Raw genomic sequence first — 12,158 nt, 5'->3', positions numbered from 1 at the left:
GCCACTTCCGGTTCTTCGCCGGCGACGGCGAGTGGACCCTGCGTACGCTCGCGCCGAAGGCGGAGCCGGTGGACAAGAAGGTCCACGCCGCGGTCGGCAACGTCGCCGAGGTGACGATCCCGATCGGCTGACGATCCCTGACGTGGGAGCCCCGGTGTCACTGGCTGACGCCGGGGTTCCCACGTCGTTTTGCCATCTTCTGATGGAGATATTGCGGCGAATCGCCTGAATGGCGCTAGATTGTTCGGGTGACTGGACTGCTTGTGACCGTGGCGCCGACCGGGGCGGAGACCGCGAAGGAAGACTGCCCGCAGCTGCCGACGACGCTGGAGGAGCTCGTCGCGACAGCCATCGAGTGCGAGGAGGCCGGCGCGCGGATGATCCACGTCCACATCCGCGACGACGACCATGCGCCGACGCTCGACCTCGGACGGCTCACCGAGACGGTCGACGCGCTCCACGAGAAGACCGAGCTGATCGTGCAGCTCTCCACCGGCGGCTCGGTGCACGACCCGCTCGACAAGCGGCTGAAGGTGCTCGACGCCGGCCCGGACTCCTGCTCGCTGACGATGGGCACCACCAACTTCGGCGACGACGTCTTCTCCAACCCGTGGCCGTTCATCACCGAGCTCTACCAGCTCACCCAGGAGCGCGGCGTGGTGCCGGAGTTCGAGCTCTTCGACCTGGGGCACGTCGCCGCGCTGGAGCGGTTGCTGGGGAAGTACGGACTGCCGGCGGGCGGCAAGGTCCACGTCGACTTCGTCATGGGTGTCCCTGGCGGCATGCCCGGCACTTCTGCAGCCCTGGTCGCAGCCGTCGCGGCCCTGCCGGCCGAGGTGACCTCGTGGTCGGCGACCGGCATCGGCCGCTCGACCCTCCCGGTCATGCTCACCTCGCTGGCCATGGGTGGACACCTGCGTGTCGGGATGGAGGACGTCCTCACCCTTGCCAAGGGTGTCCCGGTCGACGCCAACCGCCAGCTCGTCGAGCGCGCCGTCGAGGCTGCCGCGGTCGCCCAGCGTGGGCCGATGAGCACCGACGAGGCCTGGGCTCTCCTCGGCCTGAAGCGCTGACCCCCGCCGAGTCGGCGCGTCTGTCCCGTTTCAAGTCGCCGAGTCGGCGCATCTGTCCCGGTCTCCGCTGTGAACGGTCGCTGGGCCGGGACACTTGCGCCGACTCGGCGGGCTCCTGCGGGACATTTGCGCCGGCTCGGCATGGATTTCAGTCAGAAGGAGCCGACTCGGCGGTGAGGTAGCGGTCGATCGTCGGCGCGACCCAGCCGACGATCTCGTCGATGTCCATGTCGACGATGGGCGGAAGCACGAGTATGTAGCGGCCCAGGGCGATGCCCAGGAGCTGGGAGGCGGCGAGCGCGGCGCGGCGCGGCGCCTGGGACGGGTCGGGGCACACCGGGGCCACGGCGCGGGCGACCTGGGCGGCGAAGATGCTCCGCATCTGCTCCGCGGCGGCGGGGTCCGAGGCGGCGCGGCGCAGGAGGGCCATCAGGGTGCCGTCGGAGTCCCAGGTGCGTACGAAATGGGCGACGAGCGTCCGGCCGACCTCTTCGACGGGAATCCTGGCGAGGTCGGGCAGCGCCAGGTCGATCGCCGCGGCGGCGGTGAAGAGCTCCTCCTTGCTGCCGAAGTAGCGCATCACCATCGAGGGGTCGATCCGCGCCTCGGAGGCGATCGCGCGGATGGTGGTGCGGTCGAATCCCTGTCGCGCGAAGTGCTCGCGCGCGACGGCGAGGATGCGTTCGCGGCTCTCGGCTCCGGATCGGCGGGTCTCGGTCATGCCAACAAGTGTAGGCCAACACCCGTTGACGTCAACCGTGGCGCCGCGCTACCTTGGTCAACATCAGTTGGCCAACACCCGTTGACCACAACCAGACCAAGGAGAGCATCATGTCCACCATCACCACTGATGTCCTCGTCGCCGGCGCCGGTCCCACCGGGCTCGCAGCGGCGGCCACGCTGGCCGCTGCCGGCATCGACGTCACCGTCATCGACAACCAGGCCTCCGGCGACAACACCTCGCGGGCCGCGGTCGTCCACGCCCGCACGTTGGAGGTCCTGGCCGGCCTCGGTGTCTCCGAGCGACTGATCGCCGAGGGGATCGAGGCGCCACGCTTCACCATCCGTGACCGCGACAAGATCCTGGTGCCGATCCGCTTCGACGACCTGCCCACCGACTTCCCCTACGCCCTGATGGTCTCCCAGGCGGTCACCGAGCGCATCCTCCTGGAGCGCCTGACCGAGCTCGGCGGCCACGTCCGCCGGCCGCTCACCCTCGTCGACCTCGTCCAGGACGACACCGGGGTCACCGCCACCGCTGAGGACGGCACCGAGATCCGCGCCCGCTACCTCGTCGGCGCCGACGGCATGCACTCCACCGTGCGCGGCAAGGCCGGGATCGGCTTCCCGGGAGGCAAGTACGCCGAGTCGTTCAGCCTCGCCGACGTACGTGTCGAGGGTGACCTGCCGCACGACGAGGTCATCCTCTACTTCTCGCCCGAGGGCACCCTCGTCTCCGCACCCCTGCCCGACGGCTCGTTCCGGTTCGTAGCACCGGTCCCCGACGCCCCGGAGGAGCCCGACGTCGACTACGTCCAGGGCCTCCTCGACCGGCGAGGCAGCCTCGAGAGCCCGGTCACGGTCACCGAGGTGGTGTGGGGATCCCGCTTCCGGGTCCACCACCGCGTCGCCGACGCCTACCGCGCCGGACGGGTGCTGATCGCCGGCGACGCCGCGCACGTGCACAGCCCGGCCGGCGGCCAGGGCATGAACACCGGCCTCCAAGACGCCGTCGTCCTCGGCGACGCCCTCGTCGCCACGATCACCGGCGACGACGCCGCCCTCGACGACTACGCCTCCCGTCGCCGTCCGGTTGCCCAGGAGGTCATCGAGCTCTCCGACCGCCTGACCCGGTTCGGCATCGCGCACGGAGTCCGGCGGAGCGTACGCAACCTGGTGCTGTCCACGCTCGCGCGGCTCCCGCGCTTCCGCACGATGCTCGCCTGGCGCCTGTCCGGGCTGGTCTACCGCGACCGCTGAGCGCGGAGCTCAGGCGAGGTCGAGGTAGCCGGCCTCGCGCAGGCCGGCGATGACGTCCTCCAACGCCTCGTCGATCGAGCGGCCGGTGGTGTCGACGCGTACGTCGGCGTCGGCCGGCTCCTCGTAGGGAGAAGAGATCCCGGTGAACTCCGGGATCTCGCCGCGTCGGGCCTTGCGGGCCGCCGAGGTCGCGCAGTGGGTGCCGTTGGGTCGGGACGAGGCCTGTGCGCTCATGGGGCTCGGGGTTAACGAGTCGCCCCGCCGGCCGATCGTTTCCGGATCAGTACATACCGGCGTGCCCGCCGGGGTATGTTTACGAAACCCACGCCCACCGCACACGAAGAAGCCATTCATGATCCGACGCTGGTCTCCGTACGCCGCGAGTGTGCTTCTCGCTGTTGCCGCCCTCGCCTGGAACGTCCCCGCGTCGGCCCAGTCGGTCCCGACGTGCGATGGCTCCATTGTCACGGTGAACCTCGCGACCGGCGACGCTCCGACGGAGGGTGACGACGTGATCCTCGGCACCGCCGAGGCAGATGTGATCGACGGGCGCGCTGGTGACGACATCGTCTGCGGTGACGACGGAGCGGACACGCTCAGGGGAGGGCCGGGGAACGACAAGATCTTCGGCGGTGCCGGCGATGACCGGAGCCGCGACGGTGGCGGCAACGACCATGTCGACCTCGGCGCCGGAAAGGACCAGGTCAGCTACCAGGACGCCACCGCGGGCGTCAGTGTCGCGCTGTCGAGCACGGCCGTGCAGAACACGGGCGGTGGCGGGGCGGACAGTCTGGTCGGCGTCGAGAACATCCTCGGCACTTCGTACGAGGACGTCCTGACGGCCTCACTCGCAGGATCAGACATCGACGGACGTGGTGGCGCGGACGTGGTCTACAGCGGTATCGGATACGACCGCTTCCACGCTCGCGAAGGCCTCGTCATCTCCTACGAGCTGGCCACTGCCGCCGCGCATGTCGATGGTGGCAGGTCGGACCCGACGGTCTGGGTCGAGGGTGAGGAGTCCGACGCGATCGTCCCGATGACCGTCCAGGACCGGATCAGCCTTGCCGGCACGAGGTTGGTCTTGACGGGCTACGGCGACCGTGTGAGCGCTGGCGCCTTCTGTGACGTCGACGCCAGGGGTGGTGCCGATGTGGTGTTCAGCACCGCGACCAGCCTCTTGGGCGGCTCGTGGTCCTGCCTCGCCGGGACGACGGTGAAGGCCGGCGAGGGTGATGACCGCCTCGCGATCTCGTGGCGACCCGACCTGAGCACCACCCTGCCGGTGATCGACACGTTCGACGGTGGCGGTGGCCAGGACTCGGTCGACTTCTCCAGGTCCGACCGGGCCGTCACCTACGACGCAGGTGACGGCACCCGCACCTATGGGGGCCAGACGATCACCACCATCAGCACCGAAGGGATCATCGGCTCGGCGTACGCCGACGTGCTCACCGGCGACGCCCGGAACAACCGGATCGCCGGCGAGCTGGGCAACGACAGGATTTCCGGCGGGGCGGGTGACGACACGATCCTCGGCAATGGTCGTCTGGATGCTGCCAACGACAATGACGTGCTCTCCGGAGATTCCGGAGCCGACATGATCGTCGGCGACGGCGGCACTGACACCGTGAGCTATGCGACAGCGTCCGGTGCCGTACGTGCGAGCCTTTCCTGGGCGACCGGAGCCGCAGGAACCGACACGATCCGCAGCGTCGAGAACCTGACTGGCAGTGGCCATGCCGACGTACTGAGCGGAAACTCGGCATCGAACGTGATCAAAGGCGGCGGAGGCAACGACGTCTTGGCCGGAGGCGGCGACGACCGCCTGATCGGCGGTTCAGGGACGGACACCGCGTCCTATGCGACAGCGCCGGCCGGTGTGGTCGCCACCCTCTCCAAGGTACAGGGGAGGTACGGCACCGATACGTTGTCCCAGGTTGAGAACCTGACCGGCAGTAGGTATGCCGACATCCTCGTCGGCAGCTCGGGCGCAAATGTGTTGCTCGGTGGTGCGGGGAACGACCGGATCCGCCCCGGTCTCGGCAACGACCGTGTCGATGGTGGCAGCGGGTTCGACATCGTCTCGTACGCCGCTGTCACCAGTCCGGTCAAGGTCTCACTTGCGCGTACGACCGCTCAGAGCACAGGTGGTGCAGGCACGGAGACACTCCGTGGCGTCGAAGGGCTCGTCGGCACATCCAGGGCCGACGCGCTCACCGGCAATGCCGCCACTAATCGGCTCGAGGGCGGCCCAGGAGACGACCGGCTCTACGGAGCCGCTGGCCCAGACCGCCTCTACGGAGGCATGGGTCGGGATTACGGCGACGGCGGCCGGGGCCGTGACTGGTCAACGTCGGTCGAGCGGCGGGTCCGTATTCCCTAAGAATTTCGCCCGAACATCCGGCGGTCGGTCGGAGATGTCGCGTCGCGTCGTTGATGCTCGATCAGGTTGCTCGCCGGCCAATTTCGCTGAGGTTCTGCGCGGCGGCGACGCGCCCTGGAGGAACTACTGCCCCGGGACGCGCTCGAGGTCGAGGTAGCCGGCCTCGCGCAGGCCGGCGATGACGTCCTCCAACGCCTCGTCGATCGAGCGGCCGGTGGTGTCGACGCGTACGTCGGCGTCGGCCGGCTCCTCGTAGGGAGAAGAGATCCCGGTGAACTCCGGGATCTCGCCGCGTCGGGCTTTGGCGTAGAGGCCCTTGCGGTCGCGCCGCTCGCACTCCTCCAGCGGTGTGGCCACGTGCACCAGGAAGAAGGCGCCGCCGGCGTCGGCGACGAAGCCGCGGACATCCTGGCGGGTGGAGTCGAAGGGCGCGATGGGGGAGCAGACGGCGAGGCCGCCGTGGCGGGAGATCTCGGCCGCCACCCAGCCGATCCGGCGGATGTTGGTCTCCCGGTCCTCCTTGGAGAAGGTCAGCCCGGCGGAGAGGTTGCGGCGCACGACGTCGCCGTCGAGGGAGGTGACCGTGCGGGCGCCCTGCTCGAGGATCCGGTCCATCAGCGCACGGGCCAGCGTCGACTTGCCGGAGCCGGACAGCCCGGTGAAGAAGATGACCAGGCCCTGGTCCTCGGCGGCGGGCTGGTCGGCGTCGATGACCGCGGCGATGTCGTCGGGGTAGTCGTCCGACGCCGGGGAAGCGAGCGCGTGCACCGCATCCCCACCCGCGTACGCAGCCACGACCGCCACGCCGAGCGCATGGTCGGCCTCGGGGTCGTCGTGAGCTGCCAGCGGCACCGCGACGACGGCCGCATCGGGCAGGGCGTCCGCGGCCAGCAGCGAGGCGCGCAGCAGCGCGACGGGGGAGAGCGCCGGGGTGCCGTGGCCGACCAGGGCGAGCAGCAGCACCGGCCCGAGTTCCGCGATCTCGGCGATCTCGGTGGTGGTGAGCGCGTCGGTGACCGGGACCACCGTCCGCCCGGCGTACGTCGTCCGGGTCTGCGCCGGGGTGAGGTAGAGGCGCCGGAAGGGACCATAGGCGGGGGAGGAGAGGCCGGTGACCTCGCCGGCGGGCCAGGTGACCCGTGCCAGCGGAAGGCCCTCGGGGTCGACGATCTCGACCGAGCCGTTCTCGGCCGCGGCCGAGGCGACCGCGGGCGGCAGGGAGAGCGTCAACGGCGACCCGGGGGCGTTCAGCGGACCGGGGAGGGCGCCGGAGACGATCAGCTCGATGTCGTCGAGCTCGCGCGGGGACGGGGAGAACTGCGGCACTGGCACGGGGCAACCTTATGGGGCTCACCACGAGTCGGCGCGTTCGCACCTTGCTTTCTCGCTTCGCTCGAAAGACGGCGATGCAAACGCGCCGACTCGTGTCTCGCTGAACGCTCGCTAGTCGTTGATCATGCCCGCGCCGACGGTGACGCCGGTCGCCTCGTCGATGAGGATGAAGGAGCCGGTGGTGCGGTTCTTCGAGTAGGGGTCGCACAGCAGCGGCTTGGTGGTGCGCAGCTGGACGCGACCGATCTCGTTGAGGCCGAGCTCCTTGGTCTCCAGGTCACGGTGGAGCGAGTTGACGTCGAGGCGGTACTGGATGTCCTTGACCAGCGCCCGCGCCGAGTTGGAGGTGTGCTTGATGGCCAGCTTCTGCCGCGGACGCAGCGGAGCGGTGGTCATCCAGCAGATCATCGCGTCGATGTCCTGGCTCGGCTCGGGGGCGTTCTTGACCCGCGAGATCATGTCGCCGCGGCTCACGTCGACGTCGTCCTCGAGGCGGACCGTCACCGACATCGGCGGGAACGCCTCGGGGATCTCCTTGTCGAAGAGGTCGATCCCGGCGATCTTCGACGTCATGCCCGAGGGCAGCACCATGACCTCGTCGCCCGGCTTGAGCACGCCACCGGCCACCTGACCCGCGTAGCCGCGGTAGTCGTGGTGGTCGTCGGACTTCGGCCGGATGACGTACTGCACCGGGAGCCGCACGTCGACCAGGTCGCGGTCGGAGGCGACGTGGACGTGCTCGAGGTGGTGCATCAGGGTCGGGCCGGAGTACCACGACATGCTCTCCGAGCGCTGCACCACGTTGTCGCCCTGGAGCGCCGAGATCGGGATGACCTCGAGGTCAGGGATGTTGAGCTTGGTCGCGAACGCGGTGAACTCGGCGGAGATCTTCTTGTAGACCTCCTCGGAGTAGTCCACGAGGTCCATCTTGTTGATGCACAGCACCAGGTGCGGCACGCGCAGCAAGGACAGGAGCACCGCGTGGCGGCGAGACTGCTCGGTCAGGCCGTGACGAGCGTCGACCAGCACCAGGCCGAGGTCGGCGGTGGAGGCACCGGTGACCATGTTGCGCGTGTACTGCACGTGGCCGGGGGTGTCGGCGATGATGAACTTGCGGTTGGGCGTCGCGAAGTAGCGGTAGGCCACGTCGATGGTGATGCCCTGCTCGCGCTCGGAGCGGAGACCGTCGGTCAGCAGCGAGAGGTCCACGTAGCCGTGGCCCTTGTCCTGCGAGGTCTTCTCGACCGACTCGAGCTGGTCGGTGAAGATCGACTTCGAGTCGAACAGCAGCCGTCCGATGAGGGTGGACTTGCCGTCGTCGACCGAGCCGGCGGTGGCGAACCTGAGAAGGTCCATGGCCATCAGAAGTAACCTTCCTTCTTGCGGTCCTCCATGGCGGCCTCGGAGAACCGGTCGTCACCGCGGGTCGCGCCACGCTCGGTGACCCGGGCGGCGGCGACCTCCTCGATGATCTCGGGGATGGTGGAGGCGGTCGACTCGACACAGCCGGTCAGGGTCATGTCGCCACAGGTGCGGTAGCGGACGGTGCGCTCGGTGACGACCTCGCCCTCACGCAGCGGGTTGAGCGGCGTCTCGGTCAGCAGCATGCCGTCGCGCTCGAAGACCCGGCGCCGGTGGGCGAAGTAGACCGAGGGGATCTCGATGCCCTCGCGGCCGATGTAGTCCCAGATGTCCAGCTCGGTCCAGTTGGAGATCGGGAAGACCCGCATGTGCTCGCCCTCGTGGAGGCGACCGTTGTAGAGCGACCAGAGCTCGGGGCGCTGGTTCTTGGGGTCCCACTGGCCGAACTCGTCCCGGTGGGAGTAGACGCGCTCCTTGGCGCGGGCCTTCTCCTCGTCGCGGCGACCGCCACCGAAGGCGGCGGTGAAGCCGTTCTCCTCGATCGCGTTCAGCAGCGTCGGCGTCTGCAGGCGGTTGCGCGAGGTCTTGCCGTCGTCGACGACGATGCCGCGCGCGATGGCGTCGTCGATGCTCGCGATCACCAGGCGCACCCCGAGCCGCTGCACCCAGCGGTCACGGGTCTCGGCGACCTCGGGGAAGTCGAGGCCGTTGTCGATCTGGAGGACCGGGAACGGGATCTTGGCCGGGAAGAAGGCCTTCTCCGCAAGTCGCAGCATCACGATGCTGTCCTTGCCGCCCGAGAACATCAGAACAGGCTTCTCGAACTCTGCCGCGGCCTCGCGGAAGATGTGAATCGACTCGGCTTCCAGCTGGTCGAGCTGGCTGAGCCGGTAGTCGGCGTGTGTTGCAGTCATTACGGAACCAGAGGACCTCTCCGTCAGGTTGAGGCGCCCATGCTAGTGGCGGCTTCCACGGCACGGCGAAATGTCCCATCCCCGCGTGGGCTGGACTCCGAGTGTACGCAGGAGCGGGCGGTCCCTCGGTAGCCCCACCCGCACGGTGAGATGTCGCCGGCGAGATCCGTCAACGCCGCGGCGCCACGACGACCCGGTCCCCGGCCAGCAGGAAGGCGATCCGGTCCAGGCCGTCCACAGGTGGCTGTCCCAGCCCGAGGCGCAGGAACAGATCGCGTACGCCGCCGGGCTCGACGGTCTCGTCCTGCCGCAGCCCCAGCGCCTGCCGGATCGTCTCGGCATGGATGCGCCGCCCGCCGAGCCGGTCCCAGCGCTCCGCGACGAGCGCCGGCTGCGCACCGAAGCTGACCAGCTCGGTGCGCGTGGCCGGGATCCCGTCGGATCGGGCCCGGTCGAGGTCGGTGATCAGCGCGGTGGCCTCCTCGGGCGTCGTCGGCCGCAGGATGTGCGTCGACGGATGCTCGTACGTCGGCCAGAGCCACTTTCCCGAGGCCCGCCGCAGCGCGAACTTCCCCCGGTGGCCACCGAGGGAGAACCGCGGCCGGGCCCGCTGGTCGAGCCACGAGGTGGGCTGGTTGCGCAGCGCCGCGAGCCGGGTCGCGATCTCGGGCAGGGGCGCCTCGACGGGATGCGGGGCGCGGCGCCAGGGCAGGTCGGGGTCGGCCGAGAGCGAGACCGCCCCGGCGAGGTCGTCGCCGTAGGAGGCGAGCAGCGTCATCGGCTCGGTGTCCGGCAGGCCTCGCTCGCGCGCCCATCGGCGGCGTACGTCCTCGCGGGCCGGGAGCAGGTTGTCGAGCCAGGCGCGGGCGGCTCCCGGGGACAGAGCCGGGCCGGTGCGGGGGAGGGAGAGCGAGACGGGGGTGGGGCCGGCGGTCTCGGCGTAGACGAAGTCGATCCGGTCGCCGGCCTGACGGAAGGTGCCGATCCGGCGGCGGCCGGCGAAGGCGTACAGCTCTCGCATCAGGGGTTCACGAGGCACTGCGCGAGGACGGCGTCGAGGTCGACGTCCTCGAGCGGCGGGGCGATCGGCACGAGCTGCGTGGGGGCGAGGTAGACGTCGAGGACTTCCAGGAGCGCGAGGGCCTTGCCGAGCTCGGCTCGCGGGTGGCCGGACTCGACGTCGACCACGAACCGCCTGCCCACCCCGGCACGGTGCGCCAGGTCGCCCTGGGTGAGGCCGGCGCGGCGGCGGGCCGAGCGCACGGCGGCCCCGAAGGCGGCCGGTGAGGTCAGGTACGGCGACGGCACGGTGAACACTGTACGTGATGTTCCCGTACGGGAACATGGACTGCGCAAGTCGCTGTGCCCGTGCTCGAACCGCTGCTTACAGTCCGACCATGAAGATCACCGTTGTCGGCGTGGGCTACGTCGGGATGTCCCTCGCCGTCCTGCTCGCGCAGAAGCATGAGGTCGTCGTCCTGGACATCTCCCAGGAGCGGGTCGACCTGGTCAATGCGGCCAAGACGCCGATCGAGGACGCCGAGATCACCAGCTTCCTGGCCACCAAGGAGCTCGGCCTGCGCGCGACCCTCGACAAGGAGGACGCCTACGCCGGCGCCGCCTACGTCATCGTGGCCACCCCGACGAACTACGACGAGTCCACGAACTACTTCGACACCTCGACCGTCGACGGCGTGATCGCGGACGCGGTCACCTACGCGCCCGAGGCGGCGATCGTGGTGAAGTCGACCATCCCGGTCGGCTACATCGCGGCCAAGCGTGAGCAGCACCCGGAGGCGACGCTCTTCTTCAGCCCCGAGTTCCTGCGCGAGGGCAAGGCCCTCCACGACAACCTGCACCCCTCCCGCATCGTCGTCGGCGACGACTCCGCGGCCGCGAAGGGGTTCGCCGAGCTGCTCCTCGAGGGCTCCCTCGAGCCCGACGTACCGGTGCTGATGACCGGTGCCACCGAGGCCGAGGCGATCAAGCTGTTCGCCAACACCTACCTGGCGCTGCGGGTCGCCTACTTCAACGAGCTGGACACCTACGCCGCCACCCACGGCCTCAACACGACCCAGATCATCGAGGGTGTCGGCCTGGACCCGCGAATCGGCTCGCACTACAACAACCCGAGCTTCGGTTACGGGGGCTACTGTCTGCCGAAGGACACCAAGCAGCTGCAGGCGAACTACCAGGACGTCCCGCAGAACCTCATCTCGGCGATCGTCGAGGCCAACACCACCCGCAAGGACTTCGTCGCCACCGACATCCTGCGCCGTGAGCCGCAGGTCGTCGGCGTCTACCGGCTGATCATGAAGTCGGGCTCGGACAACTTCCGCGAGTCCTCGATCCAGGGTGTGATGAAGCGGATCAAGGCCAAGGGCGTCGAGGTGATCATCTACGAGCCCGAGCTCGACGAGCCGGAGTTCTTCCACTCCGAGATCATCAAGGACCTCGAGGAGTTCAAGAAGCGGGCCGACGTGATCATCGCCAACCGACGCACCGACGTGCTCGCCGACGTCGCCGACAAGGTGTACACACGCGACATCTACGGGCGCGACTGAGCGGCTCCGGCGGGGAAGATCTGCTCCCGTAGGCGACCTGCGGGTAACGGGCCGGTGAACATCGGTTCGGAATGAACCGTGCGCGGATGCGTACAGTTATTGTCGCGTCTTCTGTTCAGTGTCTAGGAATGAGGCAACATCATGGCTGGTGACTCCGAGACCCGTCCCTGGGGTTCGTGGCACGTCATCGACGTCGGTCCGGGTTACAAGGTGAAGCGGATCGAGGTGCTGCCCAACAGCCGCCTCTCCTACCAGACCCACACCCACCGCTCCGAGCACTGGGTGGTCATCTACGGCAAGGCGACCTGCATCATCGACGGCGTGACCACCATCGCCGGTCCGGGTGAGTCCGTCGACGTCGCCGTCGGCCAGGCCCACCGCATCTGCAACGAGACCGACGAGCCGCTCTCGATCATCGAGGTCCAGCGCGGCGGCTACACCGGTGAGGACGACATCGTCCGGCTCGAGGACGACTTCGGCCGGGCCGAGGTCGAGAAGACCGCGACCGCCTGAGACCACCAACGACGTACGCGGCGGGGCAGTGCCC

General features: G+C 69.1%; 13 protein-coding genes. 6 read left to right on the top strand and 7 right to left on the bottom strand.

Annotated elements, in window-relative coordinates; genetic code table 11:
* Positions 1-131 (top strand): DUF1416 domain-containing protein (locus ACFVJS_RS20720; protein ID WP_378884264.1); only part of this gene is annotated, 131 nt, incomplete at its 5' end.
* Between the two features lie 117 nt (positions 132-248).
* Positions 249-1,073, top strand: a complete 825-nt coding sequence (locus tag ACFVJS_RS20715) for a 3-keto-5-aminohexanoate cleavage protein (RefSeq protein WP_378884261.1) — start codon at positions 249-251, stop codon at positions 1,071-1,073.
* Between the two features lie 148 nt (positions 1,074-1,221).
* Here the strand turns inward: ACFVJS_RS20715 and ACFVJS_RS20710 are convergent, their stop codons facing one another.
* Positions 1,222-1,794 (bottom strand): TetR family transcriptional regulator, encoded by a 573-nt coding sequence (locus ACFVJS_RS20710; protein ID WP_378884258.1) that lies wholly within the window; start codon positions 1,792-1,794, stop codon positions 1,222-1,224.
* Between the two features lie 110 nt (positions 1,795-1,904).
* Here ACFVJS_RS20710 and ACFVJS_RS20705 point away from each other — a divergent pair, with 110 nt between their 5' ends.
* Positions 1,905-3,053 (top strand): FAD-dependent oxidoreductase, encoded by a 1,149-nt coding sequence (locus ACFVJS_RS20705; protein WP_378884256.1) that lies wholly within the window; start codon positions 1,905-1,907, stop codon positions 3,051-3,053.
* Positions 3,054-3,062: 9 nt separating this feature from the next.
* Here ACFVJS_RS20705 and ACFVJS_RS20700 read toward each other — a convergent pair whose 3' ends face one another.
* Entirely contained in the window at positions 3,063-3,287 is a 225-nt protein-coding gene (locus tag ACFVJS_RS20700; protein ID WP_378884253.1) for an adenylyl-sulfate kinase, read from the bottom strand.
* A gap of 235 nt (positions 3,288-3,522) precedes the next feature.
* Between ACFVJS_RS20700 and ACFVJS_RS20695 the strand changes: the two genes are divergently transcribed.
* Positions 3,523-5,439, top strand: coding sequence for a calcium-binding protein (locus ACFVJS_RS20695; protein ID WP_378884250.1), 1,917 nt, complete (start codon positions 3,523-3,525; stop codon positions 5,437-5,439).
* Between the two features lie 123 nt (positions 5,440-5,562).
* On the opposite strand, the gene cysC is transcribed toward ACFVJS_RS20695, so the two are convergent.
* From cysC to ACFVJS_RS20670, 5 genes are all read right to left on the bottom strand, one after another.
* A complete protein-coding gene (gene cysC / locus ACFVJS_RS20690) occupies positions 5,563-6,771 on the bottom strand; it encodes an adenylyl-sulfate kinase (protein WP_378884247.1) in 1,209 nt (402 codons plus the stop codon).
* Positions 6,772-6,882: 111 nt separating this feature from the next.
* On the bottom strand, positions 6,883-8,133 hold the full coding sequence (locus ACFVJS_RS20685; protein WP_378884244.1) for a sulfate adenylyltransferase subunit 1: 1,251 nt from the start codon (positions 8,131-8,133) through the stop codon (positions 6,883-6,885).
* Complete coding sequence (gene cysD, locus ACFVJS_RS20680) at positions 8,133-9,047, bottom strand: sulfate adenylyltransferase subunit CysD (protein WP_378884241.1); 915 nt, start codon at positions 9,045-9,047, stop codon at positions 8,133-8,135. Before cysD ends, ACFVJS_RS20685 begins: the two co-directional genes overlap by 1 nt.
* Positions 9,048-9,216: 169 nt before the next feature.
* Positions 9,217-10,068 carry a HipA N-terminal domain-containing protein gene (locus tag ACFVJS_RS20675; RefSeq protein WP_378884238.1) on the bottom strand — a complete coding sequence of 284 codons (852 nt, stop codon included), beginning with the start codon at positions 10,066-10,068 and terminating at the stop codon, positions 9,217-9,219.
* The gene (locus ACFVJS_RS20670; protein WP_378884235.1) at positions 10,068-10,355 is read right to left on the bottom strand and encodes a helix-turn-helix domain-containing protein; all 288 of its coding nucleotides are present in this window, start codon (positions 10,353-10,355) and stop codon (positions 10,068-10,070) included. The genes ACFVJS_RS20675 and ACFVJS_RS20670 overlap by 1 nt, the downstream gene beginning before the upstream one ends.
* A gap of 89 nt (positions 10,356-10,444) precedes the next feature.
* Here ACFVJS_RS20670 and ACFVJS_RS20665 point away from each other — a divergent pair, with 89 nt between their 5' ends.
* Positions 10,445-11,611 carry a nucleotide sugar dehydrogenase gene (locus tag ACFVJS_RS20665; RefSeq protein WP_378884232.1) on the top strand — a complete coding sequence of 389 codons (1,167 nt, stop codon included), beginning with the start codon at positions 10,445-10,447 and terminating at the stop codon, positions 11,609-11,611.
* 141 nt (positions 11,612-11,752) lie between these two features.
* Positions 11,753-12,124, top strand: coding sequence for a phosphomannose isomerase type II C-terminal cupin domain (locus ACFVJS_RS20660; RefSeq protein WP_378884229.1), 372 nt, complete (start codon positions 11,753-11,755; stop codon positions 12,122-12,124).
* The last annotated feature ends 34 nt before the right edge of the window (positions 12,125-12,158 follow it).

Source organism: Nocardioides sp. NPDC057772 (assembly GCF_042798075.1).
Taxonomy (GTDB): Bacteria; Actinomycetota; Actinomycetes; order Propionibacteriales; family Nocardioidaceae; genus Nocardioides.
The sequence above is the reverse complement of the archived record's forward strand: the minus strand, read 5'-3'. Positions and strand labels throughout refer to the sequence as shown.

Coding starts and splice junctions, on each gene's coding strand:
- ACFVJS_RS20710 (WP_378884258.1), bottom strand. CDS start 1,794: ATGACCGAGACCCGCCGATCCGGAGCCGAGAGCCGCGAACGCATCCTC.
- ACFVJS_RS20705 (WP_378884256.1), top strand. CDS start 1,905: ATGTCCACCATCACCACTGATGTCCTCGTCGCCGGCGCCGGTCCCACC.
- ACFVJS_RS20700 (WP_378884253.1), bottom strand. CDS start 3,287: ATGAGCGCACAGGCCTCGTCCCGACCCAACGGCACCCACTGCGCGACC.
- ACFVJS_RS20685 (WP_378884244.1), bottom strand. CDS start 8,133: ATGGCCATGGACCTTCTCAGGTTCGCCACCGCCGGCTCGGTCGACGAC.
- cysD (WP_378884241.1), bottom strand. CDS start 9,047: ATGACTGCAACACACGCCGACTACCGGCTCAGCCAGCTCGACCAGCTG.
- ACFVJS_RS20675 (WP_378884238.1), bottom strand. CDS start 10,068: ATGCGAGAGCTGTACGCCTTCGCCGGCCGCCGCCGGATCGGCACCTTC.
- ACFVJS_RS20665 (WP_378884232.1), top strand. CDS start 10,445: ATGAAGATCACCGTTGTCGGCGTGGGCTACGTCGGGATGTCCCTCGCC.
- ACFVJS_RS20660 (WP_378884229.1), top strand. CDS start 11,753: ATGGCTGGTGACTCCGAGACCCGTCCCTGGGGTTCGTGGCACGTCATC.